We start from the raw sequence: 21,493 nt of genomic DNA, 5'->3' as shown, positions 1-21,493 counted from the left end.
TAGAATGACTATTCCTCGTGAAATTTGCCTCGAATTGAACGCATTGATGACCTCTGAATGCGAGCATCTTCAGGTTGTTTGGGTATAAAAGGCTAAAGTACTTCGATTCCTTCCTGTCGGAGCATTTCGCATAGGCGAATCAAAGGCAAGCCAACCAGGGTGTTTGGGTCTCGTCCTTCTAGCTTATCGAATAAAGCTATGCCAAGGCTTTCGCATTTAAAGCTACCTGCACAATCAAGCGGTTGTTCTCTTTGCACATAGCGCGTGATTTCCTCTTTACTCAATTCTCTGAAGTGAACATGAAAAGGCTCTAGATCTGTTTGTGCTTTTCCGGAGTCAGCATTCAACAAGGTTAATCCCGTATAGAAGGTGACATGCTTTCCCGATGCCGTCATTAGCTGCTCAATGGCCTTTGCTTCTGTATGGGGTTTGCCCAAAATCTTTCCATCGATCACACAAACTTGATCAGATCCTATGATGATCGATCCTGGATGTGCATCTCGACATGCCTGTGCTTTTTCCAATGAGAGTCGCTTCACTAAATCAGCCGGAGGCTCATTTTCTTTAGCAGATTCATCAATATCCGGTGAGTGGGCAACGAAAGGTAAGCCAAGTTTTTGAAGTAATGCCTGGCGGTACTTGGATCCAGAAGCCAGCACAATTGTTTGTTTATTCATCTAACGATGATCCTTTACCAGAATATTCGTATACGTGGGCAAGTGTAATGTTTTAAACTTGCGGAGGCGAGTGGGCTTGGGTGTCGTTTCATACCAATGTCCATTCGATGTTCTCAATTGCTAAGTACCTGTTGAACAGAAAATAACCTTTTTTCTTTTTCTCGGGCTTTTGAAGCGCTTGAATAGAAGTAAAGGCATAAATTTCTTTGACTCAGGCTACATTGGAGGCTAGAATTCGCGCCCTATGCAAAAGGTAAAGCTACCACTAACGGTTGACCCGTTTAGAAGTGCGCAAAAGCGACTTGACTACGATGGCATCATCGCTGTGAAGCAACTGGAGCGTATTGCTGAGGCAACTGAAGGTGTAATCAGTGATGCTGAAGTGAAGCTTTCGTTTGACATTGATGCTCAAGGGCTGAAGATTGTACGCGGAAACGCCAAGGTCGACGTCAATTTAGAGTGTCAGCGTTGTTGGAAAGCCTTCCCGCATCATTGTGAAGTCGAATTTATTTACAGCCCGGTTTTCAATGAAGATCAGGTTGGCAATTTACCGGATGCTTATGAGCCGGCATTAGTCGACGAAAATGGTGAGATTAACCTGCTTCAACTTATCGAAGATGAGTTGATTGTGGCTCTGCCACAGGTTGCCATGCACGACGAAGTAGACTGCGAAGTCGATTCTGATGGCATGGTATTCGGGGAAATCCCGCTTGCTGATGAGCGTCCGAATCCATTTGCCGTTTTGAAAAACTTAAAGCAAAGTAACGAGGAGTAGGGTCAATGGCCGTACAACAGAACCGTAAAACCCGTTCTAAGCGTGGTATGCGTCGTTCACACGATGCGCTGGGCACTTCAGCTCTGTCTGTAGATGCAACTTCTGGTGAAACTCACCTGCGTCACAACGTGACTGCTGACGGTTTCTACCGTGGCCGCAAGGTAATCAACAAGTAAGGTTGAGCCTTGACAGGTCTAACCATTGCACTTGATGCGATGGGCGGGGATTTCGGTCCTCAAGTAACAGTGCCTGCCTCCGTGCAGGCATTGTTGCATTTCCCCTCGTTAAAAGTGGTACTCGTCGGTGATCAATCCGATATCACCCGCCAGCTCGTATCGCTGGATCAAAAAAATAATCCCCGCATTTCGATTGTTCATGCGGAATCTTCTATCGCCAATGACACACGTCCTTCGCAAGCCTTGCGTTCAAGCAAAGGCAGCTCGATGCGTATCGCACTCGAACTGGTTGCAGAAGGAAAGGCAGATGCCTGTGTGAGCGCCGGAAACACTGGCGCGTTAATGGCACTTTCCCGTTCTCTTCTTAAATTGCTTCCGGGCATTGATCGTCCTGCTCTGATTTCCGAGTTGCCAACCATGGGCAACCAGCAAAGTTGGCTATTGGATTTGGGCGCGAATGTCTCGGTTGATGCTGATACCTTATTTCAGTTTGCCGTGATGGGTTCAGTACTGGCTGAAGAGCAGCTGGGCTACCAGCCATCAGTGGGTTTGCTGAATATCGGCGAAGAAGAGATCAAAGGAAATGATTTAGTTAAGCGCTGTGCAGAGATGCTGCAGCAGTGCTCTGCAGTGAATTACATCGGTTATGTAGAAGGCGATCAGCTTTATACCGGAAAAGCCGATGTGATTGTCTGCGATGGATTTGTCGGCAATGTAAGCCTGAAAACCAGTGAAGGTGTCGCCAGACTGTTTTTAGAAAGCCTAAAAATGCACGTTTTGGCGAATCCGTTTAAGAAACTGGTGGCTAAATGGTTATTTGGTGGGCTGTTTAATCGGCTCAAACACCTGAACCCCGACCAGTACAATGGCGCAAGTCTGTTAGGATTGCGCGGCATTGTAGTTAAAAGCCACGGACGTGCTGATATTTCCGCTTTCCAACATGCTATCGGAGAAGCGGTACACGAAGTCGAACGGCAACTACCTAATAAAATATGTGACCGTTTGGAAGCCGTACTACTCGAGAGGCATTATTAGTCTTCATGTTCAGTAAGATTTTAGGCACAGGCAGCTATCTGCCTGCGCAAATCCGCACCAATGCGGATCTCGAAAAAATGGTAGATACCAGCGACGAGTGGATCACTGCGCGTACTGGTATTAAAGAGCGTCGTATTGCCAACGAGCAAGAAACTGTTGCGACCATGGGTTATCACGCTGCGTGTCAGGCTATCGACATGGCGGGCATTGATAAGCAGGACATCGACCTGATTATTGTTGCCACTACCAGTGGTGAGAGTGCATTCCCTGCAGCAGCTTGTGATGTGCAGGCCATGTTGGAGATCAGTGGCTGCCCTGCATTTGATATAGCTGCGGCCTGTTCTGGTTTTGTCTATGCGCTGAGCGTGGCTGATCAATATGTGAAATCAGGAATGGCGCGCAACGCTTTGGTGATCGGCGCAGATCGTCTATCACACCTTTGCGATCCAGAAGACCGTTCAACCATCATCCTGTTTGGTGATGGTGCCGGTGCGGCTGTGATTGGGGCCAGCGAAGAGCCAGGCATCATTTCAACGCACCTTCGTGCAGATGGTAAATTTGGTGACCTGTTGAAAGTCAAATTTCCTCAGCGTGCGAAAGCGGGTAGCCCTGTAGAAGCTGACTCTTGGCTTCACATGGCGGGTAACGATGTGTTTAAAGTGGCAGTGACCCAACTGGCAAACATCGTTGCAGAGACGCTGGATGAAAATCAAATGGACAAGTCAGAAATCGACTGGCTTGTTCCTCACCAAGCCAACTACCGCATTATCAAGGCAACGGCGAAGAAACTCGCGATGTCGATGGATCAGGTAGTGATCACGCTTGATAAGCATGGCAATACGTCGGCCGCTTCCGTCCCTACTGCGCTTGATGAAGCAGTACGAGACGGACGCATTCAGCGCGGCCAAACGATTTTGCTTGAGGCCTTTGGCGGTGGTTTCGCCTGGGGTTCAGCTTTGATCAAATTTTAATAAGGAATACGCTATGTCTAACTTTGCTGTGGTTTTTCCAGGCCAGGGTTCACAAGCTGTGGGCATGCTGGCAGAACTGGGCGAACAGTTTGCCGTTGTTAAAGAAACATTTGCAGAAGCATCTGAAGTACTCGGCTATGACCTTTGGGCTTTGGTTCAAAATGGTCCTGCGGAAGACTTAAACCAAACTCACCGTACTCAGCCAGCATTGCTGACGGCTTCTGTCGCTATTTGGCGTGTATGGCAACAAGAGGGTGGTGCACAACCATCAGTGATGGCAGGTCACAGCCTGGGTGAATACTCTGCGCTGGTTTGTGCAGGCGTAATTGACTTCAAAGAAGCCGTTAAGCTGGTTGAACTGCGCGGACAACTGATGCAAGAAGCGGTTCCTGCAGGTGTTGGTGCCATGTCTGCGATTATTGGTCTTGATAACGACGCGATCGCGAAAGCCTGTGAAGAAGCGGCAGAAGGGCAGGTAGTTTCTCCGGTTAACTTCAACTCACCTGGCCAGGTTGTTATCGCAGGTAATAAAGAAGCGGTTGAGCGAGCAAATGCGCTGTGTAAAGCCGCGGGTGCAAAACGTGCACTACCGCTGCCAGTGTCTGTACCTTCGCATTGTGCATTGATGAAGCCCGCTGCAGATAAACTGGCGGTAGCTTTGGAAGAGCTTACGTTCTCAGCGCCTTCCATTCCAGTGATCAACAATGCCGATGTGGCAACCGAAACGGATCCTGCAGCGATCAAAGACGCGTTGGTTCGACAGCTTTATGGTCCAGTTCGTTGGACTGAAGGTTGTGAAAAAATGGCGAATGAAGGTGTTGAATTACTGCTGGAAATGGGCCCAGGCAAGGTACTGACCGGTCTGGCTAAGCGTATCGACAAACGTCTGAGCGCGGCAGCGGTAAATGATTCAGCTTCTCTGGAAGCAGCTAAGTAATAAATTCTGGGATTCACAGCCAGCGAGAGCTGGCTGTTTAATAAAGGAACGATAACTGATGAACCTGAACGGTAAAATTGCTCTTGTAACAGGTGCGAGCCGCGGTATCGGCTGTGCAATTGCTGAACTTCTGGTTGAGCGTGGCGCAACCGTTGTAGGTACTGCAACTTCTGAGAGCGGTGCCTCAGCAATTAGTGAGTATCTGGGTGAAAATGGCAAAGGTTATGCACTTAACGTAACCTCCGCTGAATCCATTGAGGCAGTGCTGAAAGCAATTAAAGAAGAGTTTGGTGACATTGATATTCTGGTAAATAACGCAGGTATTACTCGTGACAACCTTCTGATGCGAATGAAAGACGATGAGTGGCAGGACATTATGGACACCAACTTGACGTCTATCTTCCGCATGTCGAAAGCCGTGCTTCGCGCGATGATGAAAAAGCGTAAAGGCCGCATCATCAACGTAGGCTCAGTGGTGGGCACCATGGGTAACGCTGGTCAGGCAAACTACGCTGCAGCGAAAGCTGGAGTTGTGGGCTTCACCAAATCTATGGCACGTGAAGTTGCATCACGTGGGATTACTGTAAATACTGTGGCCCCAGGTTTCATCGAAACCGATATGACTAAAGCGCTGAACGATGATCAGCGTGCAGCGACATTGGCTCAGGTACCGGCAGGTCGTCTGGGTGATCCACGTGAAATTGCGGCGACTGTCGCATTCCTTGCATCAGATGATGCAGCGTATATCACGGGTGAAACACTGCATGTCAACGGCGGCATGTACATGATTTAAACAATAAAGTTGCACCTCTAAATGATTCAGGTCAAAATCCGATGGTTTATCAGCCAAATCGTGGTTTGACCAGCATTTCGGGTGTTGCAACTTCCACGTTATTGAATAAACTACTGCACATATCGCATCTGCGAATCTTGTAAGGAATAGTATTAATATGAGCAACATCGAAGAACGCGTAAAAAAAATCATCGTTGAGCAACTGGGCGTAGACGAAGCAGAAGTTAAAAACGAAGCATCTTTCGTTGACGATCTGGGCGCAGACTCACTGGATACCGTTGAGCTGGTAATGGCTCTGGAAGAAGAATTCGATACCGAGATTCCAGACGAAGAAGCAGAGAAGATTACTACTGTACAAGCGGCTATCGACTACGTTGTTAGCGCTTCTGAGTAATCGGAACAAGATCCTCCCAGGCGGTCACCTTGACCGCCTGAGTTTTTTATACCACCCCCGAAATTTCGTAATAACACCTTTCTCCGGAGAATATCATCGTGTCTAAGCGTCGTGTTGTTGTCACTGGCATGGGGATGTTATCGCCTGTAGGTAACACCGTTGAATCATCTTGGAAAGCGCTGCTGGCTGGCCAGAGCGGTATCCAGAGTATCACTCATTTCGATACCACCGACTTTGCAACTAAATTTGCTGGTTTGGTCAATGATTTCAACAGTGAAGATTACATCTCTAAGAAAGATGCCAAAAAAATGGACCTGTTCATCCAGTACGGCATCGCAGCAAGTGTGCAAGCACTTAAAGATTCTGGTCTGGAGATCACAGAACAAAATGCAGACCGAATTGGTGTAGCCATCGGCTCTGGTATTGGTGGTCTTGGTTTGATTGAGACTAACCACCGTGCGTATGTCGAAAAAGGCCCACGCAAAATCAGCCCATTTTTTGTACCGTCGACCATCGTAAATATGATCGCCGGTCACGTTTCTATTAATTACGGTCTTCGCGGTCCAAACATCGCGATCTCGACCGCATGTACCACTGGTCTGCACAACATTGGCCACGCAGCTCGTATGATTGCATACGGCGATGCTGACGCAATGGTTGCAGGTGGTGCAGAAAAAGCATCGACCGAACTGGGTATTGGCGGCTTCGCAGCAGCGAAAGCACTGTCTACCCGTAATGATGACCCACAAGCAGCATCACGCCCTTGGGACAAAGACCGCGACGGTTTTGTTCTGGGTGACGGTGCAGGCATGATGATTCTCGAAGAGTACGAGCATGCTAAAGCGCGTGGCGCGAAAATCTACTGTGAGCTGGTTGGCTTCGGTATGAGTGGCGATGCTTACCACATGACCTCGCCAAGCGCAGACGGTTCAGGTGGCGCTCTGGCGATGACCGCCGCTATCCGTGATGCAGGCATCTCTCCAGAAGAAATTGGTTACGTTAACGCGCACGGTACATCAACGCCTGCTGGTGACGTTGCTGAAACCAAAGGTATTCGTTTGGCGCTTGGCGCTGCTGCGGACAAGGCGCTGGTATCTTCTACCAAGTCTATGACGGGTCACCTTCTGGGCGCAGCGGGTTCTGTTGAAGCGATCATTACTGCGATGTCACTGGTTGACCAAGCAGTGCCACCAACAATCAACCTGGACAACGTAGACGAAGGCTGTGACCTTGACTACGTTCCGCATGAAGCACGTCAAGTGAAGATGGATTACGCGCTGTGTAACTCATTTGGCTTCGGTGGCACCAACGGTTCACTTATCTTCAAGAAAATCTAAGTCTTTTTGTTCGCCGGATTTTTTGGCGAAGAAGGTTTTTTTGATAGAATGCAACGGCTCGGGACTTGTGACCGAGCCGTTTTTTATTGTGCAGGGAATACGGATGATCCTCATAAATGGACAGCAAGTAGATACCGTCGCTTTCAGTGACCGGGCATTTCAGTACGGTGATGGTGTGTTCACCACCGTATTGGTGAAAAATGGTCAGGCTTGTGACTGGAGTCGACATAAAGCGCGTCTCGAGCAAAACGTTTCTGCGTTGCACATTGAAGGTGTTGATTGGTCATTGGTATATCAGTGGGTCGACACTGTTGCCGATTCACTTAAAAGTACTGAAAGGGCAATACTGAAAGTCATTGTGTCCAGAGGCTCTGGCGGTCGTGGCTATAGCGCGGCGGGTTGCAACAAGCCAACAGTGACCGTTTCATCTCATCCATTTCCAACTCAGTATCTGTCCTGGCGGGAAACGGGCATTTCACTGTCTCTATTGGAACAGCGTATTGGCCAATCTCCATTAGCAGGCCTCAAACACCTTAACCGCCTAGAGCAAGTCCTGCTCAAGCGAGAGGTTGAAAACTGTGGCACCGAGGATGGTGTTGCCTGTGACATGAACGGACAGGTTATTGAAACCTCTGCCTCAAATATTTTTTGGCGAATTGACCAAACCTTGTACACACCTTTACTTACTACTTCCGGTGTTGCTGGTACTATGCGGGCTCAGGTTATCTCAGTGGCCCAAGCGCTGGGTTACGCCACCAAGGAAGTGTTGGAAACGCCTGACAGTTTGCTGAACGCAGACGAGATATTCATAACAAACGCAGTAATGGGTGTCGTGCCTGTTCACTGTCTTGAAGGGAAAAACTACCGCGACTTCGATGCTTCTAGCGCGATCGCCTTAAGGTTGGATGTGTGATTAAGAAACTTGCGCTGATTGTATTGTTTTTAGCGCTGGCGGCTGCCGGCGGCGCATATTGGGCTTATACCCAAATTGAAAATTACGTTAACAGTGATATTAAACCGACGGAAACCTTGTTGGTAAATGTACCTGAAGGGTCAAACTATCACTCGTTCACCCGCAAACTGGTGTCAGATGGCGTTATTGATGCCTCTCAATGGTCGCGTTGGGCAGCGAAAACCCATCCGGAATTGACCAAACTGAAAGCGGGCACTTTTCAGGTTCAGCCTGGTATCAGTCTTGCTGAGCTTTTTGCTTTAGTGCGTTCTGGAAAAGAGCACCAGTTCACCATTACCTTTGTAGAAGGCAGCACCTTTAAAGAGTGGCGTGAGCAACTGGCGGAAACAGATTACCTGACCCATGACACTGCCGATCTGACTGAAGCACAAATTGCAGAAAAACTAGGGTTGGAAGGTGAGAAAGTAGAAGGTCTGCTTTTACCTGAGACCTACCACTATGTTGCCGGTCAAAGTGAGCTTTCCATCCTGAAACGTGCCGCGACCCAGTTACAAGCTGTACTAAAAGAAGCTTGGGGTTCGCGTCAGGAAGGGTTACCCATCAAGTCGGCTTACGATTTGTTGACGCTCGCTTCTATTATCGAGAAAGAAACAGCAGTTGATAAAGAGCGTGGAAAAGTCGCTTCTGTTTTTGTTAATCGCTTGAACAAAAGAATGCGTCTGCAAACTGACCCAACGGTCATTTACGGCATGGGTGACAGCTATGACGGCAACATCCGTAAGAAAGATTTACGCACCCCAACGCCATACAACACCTACGTAATTTTCGGCTTGCCACCAACGCCAATCGCAATGCCGGGTAAAGCGTCTATCATTGCAGCAGCAAACCCTGCAGATACCCCATATTTCTATTTTGTGGCCGACGGTTATGGTGGCCATACGTTTTCCAAAACACTCGCACAGCATAACCGTGCAGTGAGAGAGTATTTAAAAGTATTAAGAAGCCAATGAGTAACGGAAAATTTATCGTCGTTGAAGGTCTGGAAGGCGCGGGTAAAACCACAGCAATCCGCAACGTTATCGAGACACTGAAAGCCCAAGGTATTTCAGATATTGAAACTACCCGTGAACCAGGTGGAACGCCACTCGCAGAGCAAATGCGTGCATTGGTGAAAGAGGGGCACCCCGATGAGCCTTTAACAGACATGGCGGAGCTGTTGCTCCTTTACGCAGCACGCATTCAATTGGTCGATAACGTCATCAAGCCCGCAATTGCCAGAGGCGCTTGCGTGGTGGGCGATCGCCATGACATGTCATCACAAGCTTATCAAGGTGGTGGCCGCGGATTCGATCAGTCTCTGATGCAGAACCTTCGCGACACCGTATTGGGTGACTTTCGTCCTGACTTTACGCTGTATCTTGACCTTGACCCTGAAATTGGCCTTCAACGCGCAAAAGCACGTGGCGAATTGGATCGGATTGAAAAGATGAAGCTGGACTTCTTCCATCGTACCCGTGCTCGTTACCTTGAGTTGGCAAAGTCTGATGACAGCGTTGTGATTATCGATGCTTCGCAGGACATTGACGCAGTATCGGCGGATATTCGCAAGGCACTGGAGAACTGGCTGAATCATGCAGGCTAAGCTGTATCCTTGGCATCACGAAATCTGGCAAAACTGGCAGCAATTGCTCGGTCAGGATCGCTTACATCACGCTGTGCTTCTGAGCGCGCCAAAAGGAAGTGGTAAGATAGAACTTGCTGCCATCCTGGCGAAAACCATTCTTTGTAAGAATGGGGTCACTGAGCCTTGCGGCATGTGCCATAGCTGCCAATTGTTTGATGCTGACACGCACCCAGACTTCCACTGGTTGAAACCAGAGTCTGAAGGCAAACAACTGGGTGTCGATGCGGTTCGTGCAGGCAACCAATACGCGTGGGAAACCTCTCAACTAGGAGGGCAACGCGTTATTTTGATTCAAAACGCCGACCGAATGGGTGAAGCGGCCGCCAACGCACTGCTGAAAACACTCGAAGAACCACCATCACACTGTCACTTTATTCTCCTATCACAATCGATGGACACCATGTTACCGACGGTTGTCAGCCGCTGTAATAAGTGGAAACCCAAACTGCCGGAAGAATCAGTGGTGAAGCGTTGGGTTGAAGGCGAGTTGTTTGAGTCCGTTCCTCTGCAAGTGCTGCGTATTAACCGCGGGGCACCGTTAGCGGCGAAAGCATTCATTGAAGATGGCAGCGTCGGTAAACACAAAGCATTAGTGGACGCGTTTGCTGATTTTGTGAGTAAGAAGCAGGGGCTTTTTTCTGTCACAGACCTTATCGTTAAGGCGCAACAGGAAGGACTGCAATGGCTGAGCTTCTTGATGCTGGATATCATCAAGGTCCAGCAAGGCTCAGATGAAGCGATTGTCCACTGTGATGATATGAAAACCGTCCAGAATTTAGCGTTAGCTTTACCGCAGGCAAAAGTCATGTCTCAACTGATGGCCTTGAACCGATTGAAAGCAGAGCTTTCAAAGCATACCGGCCTCAACAGTGAGCTCCTTATCAGCCGCTGGCTGACGGAATTTACAGCCTCCTAAATAACGCGGGATGGTGAGCTATCCCGCTTCAAATATCGTATAATTGTCCGCTTTAGTCAGAAACCTATCGGAGAAAAAGACGTGCTAGTCGACTCGCATTGTCACCTCGACAAACTCAACTACGAAGATTTACACGCTGATGTAGGCGCAGTGGTAGAAAATGCCAAACAGCGCGGCGTAGATTATCTACTGTCTGTGGGTGTGACGCTGAAAAGTTTCCCAAAAATGATGGAGTTGATTCGCCCGTTCGATAACGTATTCGCATCATGTGGTGTTCATCCGCTGGATATCGAAGAAGGCTTTGATTACGACACACTGAAAGCACTGGCTTCTGATGATCGTGTGGTCGCGATTGGTGAAACGGGTCTGGACTATCACTACCAGCCGGAACTGGCTGAAAAGCAGAAAGACGCTTTCCGTCAGCATGTTCGTTTGGCGGTGGAGCTGAACAAACCGCTGATCATCCATACCCGTATGGCGCGTGAAGACACTCTGCAAATTCTCCGAGAAGAAAATGCGCAGAAAGTCGGTGGTGTTCTCCATTGCTTCACCGAAAGCTATGAAATGGCACAAGCAGCGATCGAGCTGGGCTTCTACATTTCTATTTCAGGCATTGTTACCTTTAACAAAGCCTCTGAACTGAAAGACGTAGTGCGTCGCCTGCCATTGGAAAGACTGCTGGTAGAAACGGACTCGCCTTATCTGGCACCAGTTCCATTCCGTGGCAAGGAAAACCAACCTGCGTATGTGCGTGAAGTCGCAGAATATGTGGGACTGCTGAAAGGCGTATCTGGCGATGAAGTCGCTAAGGTCACCACAGAGAACTTCTTTAAGCTGTTTTCTCAAGCGAAAAAGTGATAATAGGTAAATATAACGAAAAGCCGGGGATTATATATCCCCGGCTTTCGCATTTATGGTGCTGACGGCAAATTTGTCACGTCTATCCGGATGGCGGATTTTGACGTAAATGCTTTCAGATATTGGTTTATATCTTCTTGTGTTAATGCGTCAATGACGCGGTCAGGGTTAACCACTGCCAGAGGGTCCGCATCTGCGAGCACATAATTAAACATCATCCGCGCCTGCTCTTGTGGTTGTGATAATCCATCTTGTAGAGCATGAGATAACTGCTTGGAGGTACTGCTGAATTCCTCTGGTGTCGCTCCATGTCCAATAGAGTCGGCTATCTTATTCAGCGCATCTCGTGCCTCTTTTCGTTTTCTGATTGAAGAGCTCATGACAATAAGTAATTGCTGAGTATCTGCACCTTCAGGCCACATCACAAACGAGTAGGGAGAGTAATCTAAACTCCCTGTCTCTCGGACTTGTTCTGTCAGGCGAGTGGTGAGAATGCGTCCCGCAATATCAGCTAGGAAATAGTCTTTGGTGGTTTTCTTCTCCGCATCCCGGGCGAACATGGTAAACAGCTCCACATTGTTACCTTTGGGACCAAAAGCAATGGTGAGTTCGTCTTTTTTCGGCTCTAACTTCACGTCATAGAGGCCTTCAGACGGCAAGCCTTTGAACGTCATGCCAGCGAGATAAGTTCGGGCAAGTAGTTTGAACTCATCGACAGCGATATCTCCAGCGATGACATACACAATCCCTCGATTGGTTTTCATCAGGTTGTCGTAAGCTTTTACCACATCATTAGCACCGACTTTTTCATAATCCTCAGGCGTTAGAGTGTGGCGAACTGAATTCTCATCATAGATTTCATTTGAGACAGCCATCAGTGCTTTACCATCAACGGACTCAAGATATTGACGGTTATTCTTGATGAATTGCGCTTTATGGCGTTCGAACATCTCTTCGTCCAGCGTGGCGTGCTGGAAGCCTTGGAACATGGAAGCAAGCACTAAGGGTAAAGAGGCTTTGGTGGAGCTACCATAAAATCCATGTAGGTGCTCCCATACCATAGGCTCTATATAGGCATTCTCTTTGACCATCAGTCGGTTGTATTCATTGAACGAGAGCCCGCCAAGACCACTTTCAGAATAAGCCCCCGGCATCAGCAGACCCGCAGGGCGCAAAGAGGGCGGAAGCGCCGCAAGGCCACCTTTAGAACCGGCATATACATGAACATCATCGCCTGAGTTTGGCATGTGCCTCAGGTACACAGTAACGCCATTGCTGAGTTGCCATTGGGTGGTGTTGGCATCGAGATCTTGTATCGCCACAATCTCACCGGTTTTGTCAGGCTGAGGGAAGTCCGAAACCAGGTCTGGCAGAACTAACACATTACCGGTCTGCTTGAACGCCTTTTGCATATCAGCAATTAAAGCCAGTTGTTCCTGCTTTACTTGCTCAGTAGGGTAGATGTGATGTTCTAATGCAACGAGCGATTGTACATCCTTAGTCGAGAGCAATGATTTGAGTTCTTTATTGAACCAGGCTTTATCTGCACGGTTGACGAAGACGGTCGACAATGACTTGTAGGTTTCCGATGACAAAGTCTGCCTGCCTATCATGCGGGAAAAGACATGGTCTTCGGCATAATTACGTGCGGTATAGTTGTCAGAGAATGTTGACTCAAGCTTCAGGAAGTCACTGGTTTGAGCTTCAATTTCCAGCGTACTCAGTCCCTGATCACGTAAGGTGGCCAGTTCCTCGCCAAGAAACAGCATTGCTTCCAGTTGATTCGACGTTTCGTAAGAAACCTGAATGCTAAGAATCGTTCGCTCAAACCACTGAATCAATTGTGCATGAGTGCTTTGTACAGGAGCATCAAGGTCTCTGGCACGGTCATTCAAGCGTGTGCTGATAGCATTTGACAAAACACTTGCGGCAGCAAAGTTTTCAAAGTCAGTTGCTGTCTCCATTGGGTTTGCACCCAAATCAAAGAGCAACGTCGTGGAGGGGAATGAAAGATCATTAACCCGAACGAAACTGTTTTCTCCACGGCTTAGCGGAGAGACTTTATGGATTGGAGCCTGTTGATCTGTCGCCGTCCAGGTGGCGAAGAGTTCGCTGATCTCTTTGAGGGTTGAAGCTACATCGACATCACCTGCTATGAAAATCTCACTGCGGCTTGGTGTGTAGTGGGTTTGATAGAAATCTCTTAATCGATCTTCAGAGACATTTCGGATGCTATCTTCGGTACCAAGGACATCCTCGTCAACGTTATATAGCTGTTCGGCAATCAATCGATAGATTTCAAAGTCGGTGCTGCTTGCGTCGCTGTGACCCTGAAAAGAAAAGCGAAACTCCCCTAACACTACACCTTGTTCCTTGGTGATCTCTTCGGGGTCCAACGTCAGTGAAGTAGCGATTTCCCGATACCAAGCCAAAGTATCAGAGAGCTTCTCATTTGAAGGAAGGTCTACCTCATAGACGGTATTTGTGTATGAAGTAAACGCGTTGAGATGTTGACCAAAAGCCACACCTTCGTCGCCAAACAGCGAGACAATTTCATTCTTAGGGAAGGCTTCGCTGCCATTAAACGCCATATGTTCCAGGAAGTGGGCGTAACCTTTCTGATCTTCAGCCTCGTCTCTTGAACCTGTGCGAACCATGAAGCGTGTGGATACGGATTGGTTGGGCAACTCCTTAATGTGAACAATCAATCCATTCTCTAATGTCTGGGTCTGCCAACTGTTATCGGCACTGAATGGCTGATCAATCAAAGTGCTTTGACAGCCGGTGACAAGAGCCACCAACATCAAGCAAGCAAAGCGTTTTATTATTTTCATCTTTATTCCTGTCTAGCCAGAACTGAACTGAAAATATACGGCAAAGCAGAGGTCGGACTGAAAGTAACCGACTGGGTTTGCGAGCTATACATGTTGTAAATGTATAGCAATGAAATATTAACAAATACATGTAGTTAAGTGATAAATCTCACTGTAACGGGGAGAGGTGACTTAGCACTAATTTCGTTACATTAAATAACTTAAAGTGGAACAGGATTTTGTTGAACGAAGATCAATCAATCCCAGCGCTATTTTTATTTAAGTTGTTTTAAAACAATATCTTATTGAGTATCAAAAGTGCTAAGCAGACTGTTTTGTGTGTGATCTATATTTACTTTCTGAACAACAAAATCGTGTTACGTAGTCACTGTAACTGAGCAGTCTTATATTACTCAGCGAATTACATAAGTTACTGGGTTGTCGAGAACTCGCATTGGTTTGAGTTTAAAAGCAACTCAATATTAATCAGGAGCGTTTTTATGTTTAAAAACCTGTTTGCGAACATGCAAAAAGTCGGTAAGGCGCTGATGCTGCCTGTATCGGTTTTGCCGGTTGCGGGTATCTTGCTGGGTGTTGGTGCTGCCGACTTTAGCTGGCTGCCTTCTGTTGTTTCACAAATCATGGAAAGTGCCGGTGGTTCGGTATTTGGCCAAATGCCACTGCTGTTTGCAGTAGGTGTTGCACTTGGCTTTACCAATAACGACGGTGTTGCAGGTCTAGCTGCAATCGTTGGCTACGGCATCATGGCTGCCACGCTGGGCGTGATGGCACAAGTGATGGGTGTAGAGAAGATCGATACTGGTGTGCTTGGTGGCATTCTGGTTGGTGGTGTGGCTGCTTGGGCATTCAACCGCTTCTTCCGTATCCAGCTGCCTGACTACCTTGGCTTCTTTGCGGGTAAGCGCTTTGTTCCAATCATGACTGGCTTCTGTGCCATCGGTCTGGCACTGCTACTTTCTGTTATCTGGCCACCAATCGGCGCTGCAATCGGTGCTTTCTCACACTGGGCAGCTAACCAGAACCCAGTAGCAGCATTCGGTATCTACGGTATCGTTGAACGTTCTCTTATCCCATTTGGTCTGCACCACGTTTGGAACGTACCTTTCTTCTTCGAAGCAGGCTCATGTGTGAACGCTGCAGGCGAAGCGCGTACTGGTGTACTGACTTGTTATCTGGAAGCAGACGCGGCGTCTCGCGCAGCGGGTAATGGCTTCGGTCAGCTGGCCGGTGGCTTCATGTTCAAGATGTATGGTCTGCCTGCAGCAGCGATTGCAATGTGGCACACCGCGAAACCAGAAAACCGCGCGAAAGTGGGTGGTATCATGGTTTCAGCAGCGCTGACTTCATTCCTGACAGGTATCACCGAACCAATCGAGTTTGCATTCCTGTTCGTTGCACCAGTTCTGTACGTTATCCACGCAATTCTGGCAGGTACTGCATTCGTACTGACCAACATGCTGGGTATGGTTCATGGTACGTCATTCTCACACGGTCTGATTGACTTTGTGGTGCTGTCTGCGAACTCTCAGAAAATGTGGCTGTTCCCAATCCTGGGTCTGTGCTACGCAGTGTTCTACTACATCGTATTCCGCGTTGCCATCGTTAAGCTGGACCTGAAAACTCCAGGTCGTGAAGACGAAGATGAAACTACAGCAGCGGCTGCGGGTTCTGAATCTGAAATGGCGAAGAACCTGGTAATGGCTTTCGGTGGTAAAGATAACATCACTGGTTTGGATGCTTGTATCACACGTCTGCGTGTCGCTGTAGCAAGCGTTGATAAAGTTGACCAAGACCAACTGAAGAAACTGGGTGCGGCTGGCGTAGTCATGGCTGGTGGCGGTGTTCAGGCTATCTTCGGTACCAAGTCTGACAACCTGAAATCAGACATGGACGAGTGGATCCGTAACAACTAATTGATAATAGCGTTCCCCCTCGCTATTAAAAAAGGAGAGCTTCGGCTCTCCTTTTCCTTTGTCATCTCGTCGCGTTATTCATCATAGAGCGACAAAGAACAGCATGAGTATCGGAACCAGTAAGCTCAGGATAAACCCACTGACGATAGCAATAGGTACACACTTCACGCCGCCCGTGGTTTGAATGATTGGAAGGGTAAAGTCCATTGAGGTCGCTCCGCCGTAACCGATAGCGGTGAGAGGGTAACGGGCAATAAGCAGAGGAATAAGAATAATCGCGACAAGCTCGCGAGAAAGTTCCAGCATAAATGAGGCGCCACCATAAACAGGACCAAGCGCATCACCCATCAAAATCCCCGCCAGAGAATACCAACCAAAGCCGGAAGCCATCGCCAAACCATAGTTGTAGGGAAGGTCGAGAATCCAAGCAGCGAGAAGCCCACCCAGCCAGGAAGTAACGATGACAATCAGCGCAACACCCAGCCCTTTCTTATTCAGAATAATTTGTTTCAGCGTCATACCACTGTTGCGAAGCTGAATGCCAATCAGGAAAAGAAGGATAAGCAGAATACCTTCGCTGGCAGGATCTACCCAATCCAGAGGAATCGGAAGAACTAATCCGAGAATGAGGCCACCACCCACGACAAACACCAGTTTGATTGACTCCATTGCCATAGCAGAAATCGGTACTTCACGTTTGTGTTGTTCGGTTTTAGTTTTGAGTACCTTATCTAAAAGCGGCAGGGCTAAAAGGTTAAAGATTCCGATACAAAAGAAGAAGGTGACTGCAAGAAGCAGGATCTGATTGAGGTTGCTGGAAAGGTTATCCAGCGCAGCAAGGCTGAGTCCCATTAAGCCAAGAATGACAAAGACAAGATGGGACGTGGAACGATTGATTTTTTCGAGCAAAGATGCCTTTTTGATCGTAATGAAATAGCCAACGACCAGAGGCAGGAAGATATAAAGCATGCCGGGAAGCATTCGCGTAAGACCTTATTGATAAAAAAGAAATCGCGATGAGAGTATCAGTCGCGATCTAATCAGGTCAATCTGTGTGCGAAAACCAGGTCAAAATTTCATTGGAAGCTGGAATGCCGGCATTAAAAACCACAGTTATCGATGATGTTATTCAGTTGACTTCGGAAGTCTCTTTCATTCAAATTCGACAGCTCATAGAGCGCTTCAGCACCTGCCAACGTGATTTCCACTTCATGCTCATCAATGTCCTCATCTTTGGCTCTGAACATCAGCAAATGATTCGCCATCTTAGCGACATCCAGATAAGAAACGTCTTCGCTGGCTTTTCTGATCCGGCGGTTGAGCGACACTTCCACAAAGTCTAAATCGAAGCCCCAGCTTTTAAGGATGAAACGACTGGCTTCACGACTGACGGTGAAAAAGACGTGGCTGGCGATTTCAAAATCCAGATAGTTACCTTCTTCTGTGTAGTCGTGAAACGCCTTCACTGCGCTGTAAATACCAATGTCAGCTAACAAGCCAATTAACAGGGACTTTTCGACTTCGAGATGGAGGTTTTCTTCATCATAACCACGCACCTTTTGACATAGCAGTGCCATGGTGGAGCCAAACTCCCGGGACGACGTCGCGCTTTTTTTCAGAAGGGCATTACATTCCTTGCTGAAAGGGGAGTTGGTTTTCAAGGTTTGAATCGCATGAGCAGTTGCAATGCCGAGTACGCGTTGAATGCCTAAACGGGATACAGCCATGTTGATGTCATGGCAAGGACGATTGGTGCGTGGGCTAAATACCGCTGAGTTTGCAGAGCGAATCACCGCCGCGGTCAATGTGGCATCATCCAGGAGGAGCGTTGCAACATCACGGACGGTTGTATTGGGCTGATTACAGGCGCGCTGGAGCTTAACGACGACGTCAGGAATGGGAGGAAGCTCAAGAGTGCCATCTTTCAGCTTGCGATAAACACGCTGGAAAAAATCAGTTTCTATGGCTCTGAGGTATTTTTCACGGTCAGGGGAGACCCAGAATAACGATAGATGATCCATCTTTTTAGACTCGAAAGAACGCTGAGTTAATAGTAATTGTCTCGTGTTTTAATTGAAATACATCTGTTGATAAATTTGAACGAAAGGCACTTTGTTCCCCTTTCTTGTATAGCTATCCATGCAGGGTGCTGGTTGACAATCTTATTAGTAGATAAAACGCAAGATTGATCAGCTGTAAGTGCCAGTTTTTGAAGTAATCTAACGTTTGTGAAGAAATATCCCTGCAAAAAAACGTAACAATTTGCGAGTGTAACCGCTCAATTAACATGATATAAACATAAAAATTACATCCAATAACCGTGACGGATGTTGCAAAATGGCTACAGTTTTCGGTGTTGGGTGATCTGGTGCATGGTTTTCTATGCCCTAATGCGTCATCATTAATTCGCGTTGAGAAATTACGATATTTAAACCGAAACTTTTTGGTTTATTTTTTGGGGAGAAAGGAGGCACACGTGTTGGAAGTTAAAAGTGGCTTTGTAGAGTACTTGTCGCAGTTTGGCGAGACTGAAAAACGTTCAATGTTCGGTGGAACTGGCTTCTTCGTGAGCGGAGCTATGTTCGCACTGGTTAAGGAAGACCGTATTTACCTGCGTGGTGGTAACGACCTAACGCAAAATCTCATCGACAAAGAGTGCAAGAAATTCGTTCACGTTAAGAAAAGCTCTACCGCTATCGTGAACTACTATGACATCACTGATCTTTACGAAACGGAGGATCAGGGGTTAGATGTGATGGTAAAAAAGTCCGTAGAGAATTCGGTAGCAGAGAAAGAATACCGCGACTCCAAGCTCAACAAGCGTCTGCGCGATTTACCCAACTTGCGTTTGACCATTGAGCGTATGCTTAAAAAAGCGGGCGTAGAAGATGTAGATACCTTCTTCTCAATGAGCCCGGAAGAATTGTTCCGTAAAGTGCAGGAAGCACACGGTTACGATGTCGACGTGAAATTACTGTGGATGTTCGCTGGTGCCCAAAACGGTACTCACTGGACATTGCTGAGCGAAGAAACCAAACAACAACTACTTCGCGCAATCTAACTTATATCTCAATGCCCAAAAAGCCGCTTAAAGCGGCTTTTTTTATGCCTGTATCTTAGAGTTTTAGGGTTAAAACCAGATCTGTTATTTCAAGTGATGAATCTCGCCTGTTGATTGGCTATGTGTACCCAAATGGTGATTATTGCTAAAGTCTCGGTATCACCCAAAAACAAAATAAAACAATGAAATTGCCTCAGCTTTCTTCTTCCTTACTTGCCGGATTGCACTGTTTCTCTGTTGTTGCTGAAACCATGAGCTTCACACGCGCAGCTGAAGAGCTCCATCTGACACAGAGTGCGGTTAGTCACCGGATTAAGAAACTAGAACAGCGACTGGAAGTGTCATTGTTTGTTCGAAGACCCCGCCATTTATCCCTTACCAACGAAGGTGAGCAGCTAAAGTTGGTGGTGACCGAACAGTTTTCTGCCATCAGCTTTAAACTCCTTGAACTCAATCGGGCCAAGCCTTTTGGTGACTTCATCATTTCAGCCCCGCCGACGTTTTCACAAAAGTGGTTAGTGCCAAAACTTGCTCAGTTTTCCGAGGCTTTCCCAGATGTCACCTTACATCTCAGAACCCGAAACGATCTTATCGATTTCAAAGCCGAAGCTTTTGATTGTGCGATTTACTTTGGTCATGGACGCTACAACGGTTTAATCAGCCATCACTTGATGGATGATGCCATCGTGCCGGTTTGCAGCCCTGAATATGCAGAGCGTCATTCACTTTTCGACAACCCAGAGAAACTGGCTCAGTGCCAGCTTTTGCATGATGCGGCCCCTTGGGCAAGCGCCAGTCTCAGCGACGAGTGGCTTTATTGGGCCAATGCTAACGGGCTTGAACTCAATGGCACCAACCATAGTTTTGATCGGGCAGATCTTGCTTTGGATGCAGCAACATGCGGTATAGGTGTGGCGATAGGCCGCATGGCCTACATACAGGATTATCTGATGTCTGGAAGATTAGTAGCACCGGTGGATCGCCCTGTTAAGTCACCCTACAGCTTCTATCTGGTCTATCGGGAAGAACATCAGGGAAACGCAAAGATACTGGCATTCAAACAATGGTTGGACAGCCAGTTAAGCGTGCTGAATGACGCCTAACTTCACTTGTCAATTTGGACAGTGCTGCATGGTTATCCTGTCATCAGGTTAATTCACGCTGGCGTAAACTTGGATTCGCTACATAAAGTGACGGCTAAATATAAAAAACCGCTGCGAAATCAGGTAACATTTGCGATTAGGGATGTGAGCTATCTGAAGATAAACGCGCGAGCAACAGCGTGATGGCTATGTAACCCAGCGCTGAGCGCTGATTTGGGTGGGTTTAAGGGAATAATGGCGAAGAACACCAAGCAAGGCGCTTTAGAAACAGAGGCGCTTATCTATCGCACCATCGTTGAAATCTTTATGGAACAAGGTTGGGATGCTGTCACTTACGGCTCTATCGCCAAAAGAACCGGGCTGAGCCGAAGCGGTATCCAACGTGTCGTGCCGACAAAAGAGGATATGGTGAGTGCATTTCAAGGGCAGGTACTGGCTTACGTCACCAGCCAAATCGACACGACTGACAGTGATTCTATTAAACGAACCTGGATTGAAGCGCTCTCTGAAACCCAATTCTCTAACTGCATCCGTTATTTATTGGGTGCGGTGAATGGTGGTGACCAAGGCAAACAAAAAGTTGCCTTTGGTGTTTCCAAACTGATTGAGCAATTTGGCCAGCCCATGGTCATTGAGCTTATCGGCTTATCAGCAATTTACTTATTAGAAATCGACATTGAATAATCATTTCAGGAGCTAGGTAATGAGAAAAACCGGTCTGAGAGGATTGGCGTCAGGAGCTGCTCTCGCAGTTATCTTGACAGGTTGTGCCATCAAGCCCGCAGAAGAAATCACAGTGTATAAAACCAAGGGTGCGGTTCAGTGTGAATCGTCAGGCATGAGTATCTTTGAAAGTGAGAGCTTGCTGAGAAATAGCGGCGTTGATCTTGTCTCTTCACAATGTGGAGTGTTGGAAGGGATGGGCTTTGCCCAGATGTGTGGTGGAAAAACCGGTGATATTTTGGTTCACACCATCAATGCACGTTATGAAGACTTGGCCGCTTCCATGGGTTATGAGCCTGTCGCAACGCTGATCACTGAAGACACACCTCAGGGTTTCAATGTGGTGGATTGCCAATAGAGTTATCACCTAAGGTCAACAGAACCTAGAAAAAA

At 47.6% G+C, this 21,493-nt stretch carries 22 protein-coding genes; 18 read left to right on the top strand and 4 right to left on the bottom strand.

From position 1 onward, the window contains the following. Positions 1-92: 92 nt before the first annotated feature. Positions 93-677, bottom strand: coding sequence for a nucleoside triphosphate pyrophosphatase (locus RN22_RS15545; RefSeq protein WP_046305626.1), 585 nt, complete (start codon positions 675-677; stop codon positions 93-95). 244 nt (positions 678-921) lie between these two features. Here RN22_RS15545 and yceD point away from each other — a divergent pair, with 244 nt between their 5' ends. The 13 genes from yceD to RN22_RS15480 all read left to right on the top strand — a co-directional run bounded on the left by yceD (position 922) and on the right by RN22_RS15480 (position 11,466). After that, positions 922-1,452: a 23S rRNA accumulation protein YceD gene (gene yceD / locus RN22_RS15540; protein ID WP_002541719.1), complete on the top strand. Its 531-nt coding sequence runs from the start codon at positions 922-924 to the stop codon at positions 1,450-1,452. Between the two features lie 5 nt (positions 1,453-1,457). Beyond that, a complete protein-coding gene (rpmF, locus tag RN22_RS15535) occupies positions 1,458-1,628 on the top strand; it encodes a 50S ribosomal protein L32 (protein ID WP_002541721.1) in 171 nt (56 codons plus the stop codon). 9 nt (positions 1,629-1,637) lie between these two features. Then, the gene (gene plsX / locus RN22_RS15530; RefSeq protein ID WP_046305625.1) at positions 1,638-2,663 is read left to right on the top strand and encodes a phosphate acyltransferase PlsX; all 1,026 of its coding nucleotides are present in this window, start codon (positions 1,638-1,640) and stop codon (positions 2,661-2,663) included. 5 nt (positions 2,664-2,668) lie between these two features. Continuing rightward, positions 2,669-3,634: a beta-ketoacyl-ACP synthase III gene (locus RN22_RS15525; RefSeq protein ID WP_002541724.1), complete on the top strand. Its 966-nt coding sequence runs from the start codon at positions 2,669-2,671 to the stop codon at positions 3,632-3,634. 13 nt (positions 3,635-3,647) lie between these two features. Continuing rightward, complete coding sequence (gene fabD, locus RN22_RS15520; RefSeq protein ID WP_002541725.1) at positions 3,648-4,571, top strand: ACP S-malonyltransferase; 924 nt, start codon at positions 3,648-3,650, stop codon at positions 4,569-4,571. Between the two features lie 58 nt (positions 4,572-4,629). Then, positions 4,630-5,364, top strand: a complete 735-nt coding sequence (gene fabG / locus RN22_RS15515) for a 3-oxoacyl-ACP reductase FabG (RefSeq protein ID WP_046305624.1) — start codon at positions 4,630-4,632, stop codon at positions 5,362-5,364. 157 nt (positions 5,365-5,521) lie between these two features. Beyond that, positions 5,522-5,758: an acyl carrier protein gene (acpP, locus tag RN22_RS15510; RefSeq protein ID WP_002541727.1), complete on the top strand. Its 237-nt coding sequence runs from the start codon at positions 5,522-5,524 to the stop codon at positions 5,756-5,758. Between the two features lie 98 nt (positions 5,759-5,856). After that, positions 5,857-7,095, top strand: coding sequence for a beta-ketoacyl-ACP synthase II (fabF, locus tag RN22_RS15505; RefSeq protein ID WP_046305623.1), 1,239 nt, complete (start codon positions 5,857-5,859; stop codon positions 7,093-7,095). Positions 7,096-7,198: 103 nt separating this feature from the next. Continuing rightward, complete coding sequence (gene pabC, locus RN22_RS15500; protein WP_046305622.1) at positions 7,199-8,008, top strand: aminodeoxychorismate lyase; 810 nt, start codon at positions 7,199-7,201, stop codon at positions 8,006-8,008. Then, positions 8,005-9,018: an endolytic transglycosylase MltG gene (mltG, locus tag RN22_RS15495; RefSeq protein ID WP_046305621.1), complete on the top strand. Its 1,014-nt coding sequence runs from the start codon at positions 8,005-8,007 to the stop codon at positions 9,016-9,018. Before pabC ends, mltG begins: the two co-directional genes overlap by 4 nt. Continuing rightward, on the top strand, positions 9,015-9,650 hold the full coding sequence (tmk, locus tag RN22_RS15490; RefSeq protein ID WP_046305620.1) for a dTMP kinase: 636 nt from the start codon (positions 9,015-9,017) through the stop codon (positions 9,648-9,650). The genes mltG and tmk overlap by 4 nt, the downstream gene beginning before the upstream one ends. Further along, positions 9,640-10,608, top strand: a complete 969-nt coding sequence (holB, locus tag RN22_RS15485) for a DNA polymerase III subunit delta' (RefSeq protein ID WP_046305619.1) — start codon at positions 9,640-9,642, stop codon at positions 10,606-10,608. Before tmk ends, holB begins: the two co-directional genes overlap by 11 nt. Positions 10,609-10,689: 81 nt before the next feature. Continuing rightward, the gene (locus tag RN22_RS15480; protein WP_046305618.1) at positions 10,690-11,466 is read left to right on the top strand and encodes a TatD family hydrolase; all 777 of its coding nucleotides are present in this window, start codon (positions 10,690-10,692) and stop codon (positions 11,464-11,466) included. 53 nt (positions 11,467-11,519) lie between these two features. Here RN22_RS15480 and RN22_RS15475 read toward each other — a convergent pair whose 3' ends face one another. Further along, entirely contained in the window at positions 11,520-14,300 is a 2,781-nt protein-coding gene (locus tag RN22_RS15475; RefSeq protein ID WP_052737552.1) for a pitrilysin family protein, read from the bottom strand. Between the two features lie 479 nt (positions 14,301-14,779). Here RN22_RS15475 and ptsG point away from each other — a divergent pair, with 479 nt between their 5' ends. After that, positions 14,780-16,213: a PTS glucose transporter subunit IIBC gene (gene ptsG, locus RN22_RS15470; RefSeq protein WP_002541737.1), complete on the top strand. Its 1,434-nt coding sequence runs from the start codon at positions 14,780-14,782 to the stop codon at positions 16,211-16,213. Positions 16,214-16,294: 81 nt separating this feature from the next. Here ptsG and RN22_RS15465 read toward each other — a convergent pair whose 3' ends face one another. Both RN22_RS15465 and RN22_RS15460 read right to left on the bottom strand, forming a co-directional pair. Beyond that, positions 16,295-17,194, bottom strand: coding sequence for a lysine exporter LysO family protein (locus RN22_RS15465; RefSeq protein ID WP_046305617.1), 900 nt, complete (start codon positions 17,192-17,194; stop codon positions 16,295-16,297). A gap of 119 nt (positions 17,195-17,313) precedes the next feature. Further along, positions 17,314-18,234, bottom strand: a complete 921-nt coding sequence (locus RN22_RS15460) for an HDOD domain-containing protein (protein WP_046305616.1) — start codon at positions 18,232-18,234, stop codon at positions 17,314-17,316. Between the two features lie 455 nt (positions 18,235-18,689). On the opposite strand from RN22_RS15460, the gene RN22_RS15455 reads away from it, so the two are divergent. The 4 genes from RN22_RS15455 (at position 18,690) to RN22_RS15440 (ending at position 21,458) form a co-directional block, all read left to right on the top strand. After that, positions 18,690-19,274 carry a TfoX/Sxy family DNA transformation protein gene (locus tag RN22_RS15455; RefSeq protein WP_002541741.1) on the top strand — a complete coding sequence of 195 codons (585 nt, stop codon included), beginning with the start codon at positions 18,690-18,692 and terminating at the stop codon, positions 19,272-19,274. 182 nt (positions 19,275-19,456) lie between these two features. Next, positions 19,457-20,377 carry a DNA-binding transcriptional regulator DsdC gene (gene dsdC, locus RN22_RS15450; protein WP_046305615.1) on the top strand — a complete coding sequence of 307 codons (921 nt, stop codon included), beginning with the start codon at positions 19,457-19,459 and terminating at the stop codon, positions 20,375-20,377. A 234-nt stretch (positions 20,378-20,611) separates the two neighbouring features. Next, positions 20,612-21,061, top strand: a complete 450-nt coding sequence (locus RN22_RS15445) for a TetR family transcriptional regulator (protein ID WP_002541743.1) — start codon at positions 20,612-20,614, stop codon at positions 21,059-21,061. 19 nt (positions 21,062-21,080) lie between these two features. Further along, positions 21,081-21,458 (top strand): hypothetical protein, encoded by a 378-nt coding sequence (locus tag RN22_RS15440; protein ID WP_046305614.1) that lies wholly within the window; start codon positions 21,081-21,083, stop codon positions 21,456-21,458. The last annotated feature ends 35 nt before the right edge of the window (positions 21,459-21,493 follow it).

Source organism: Grimontia sp. AD028, from assembly GCF_000973155.1.
Lineage (GTDB): Bacteria > Pseudomonadota > Gammaproteobacteria > Enterobacterales > Vibrionaceae > Enterovibrio > Enterovibrio indicus.
Note: the sequence above shows the minus strand (reverse complement) of the source record. Positions and strands in the feature narration are given on the sequence as shown.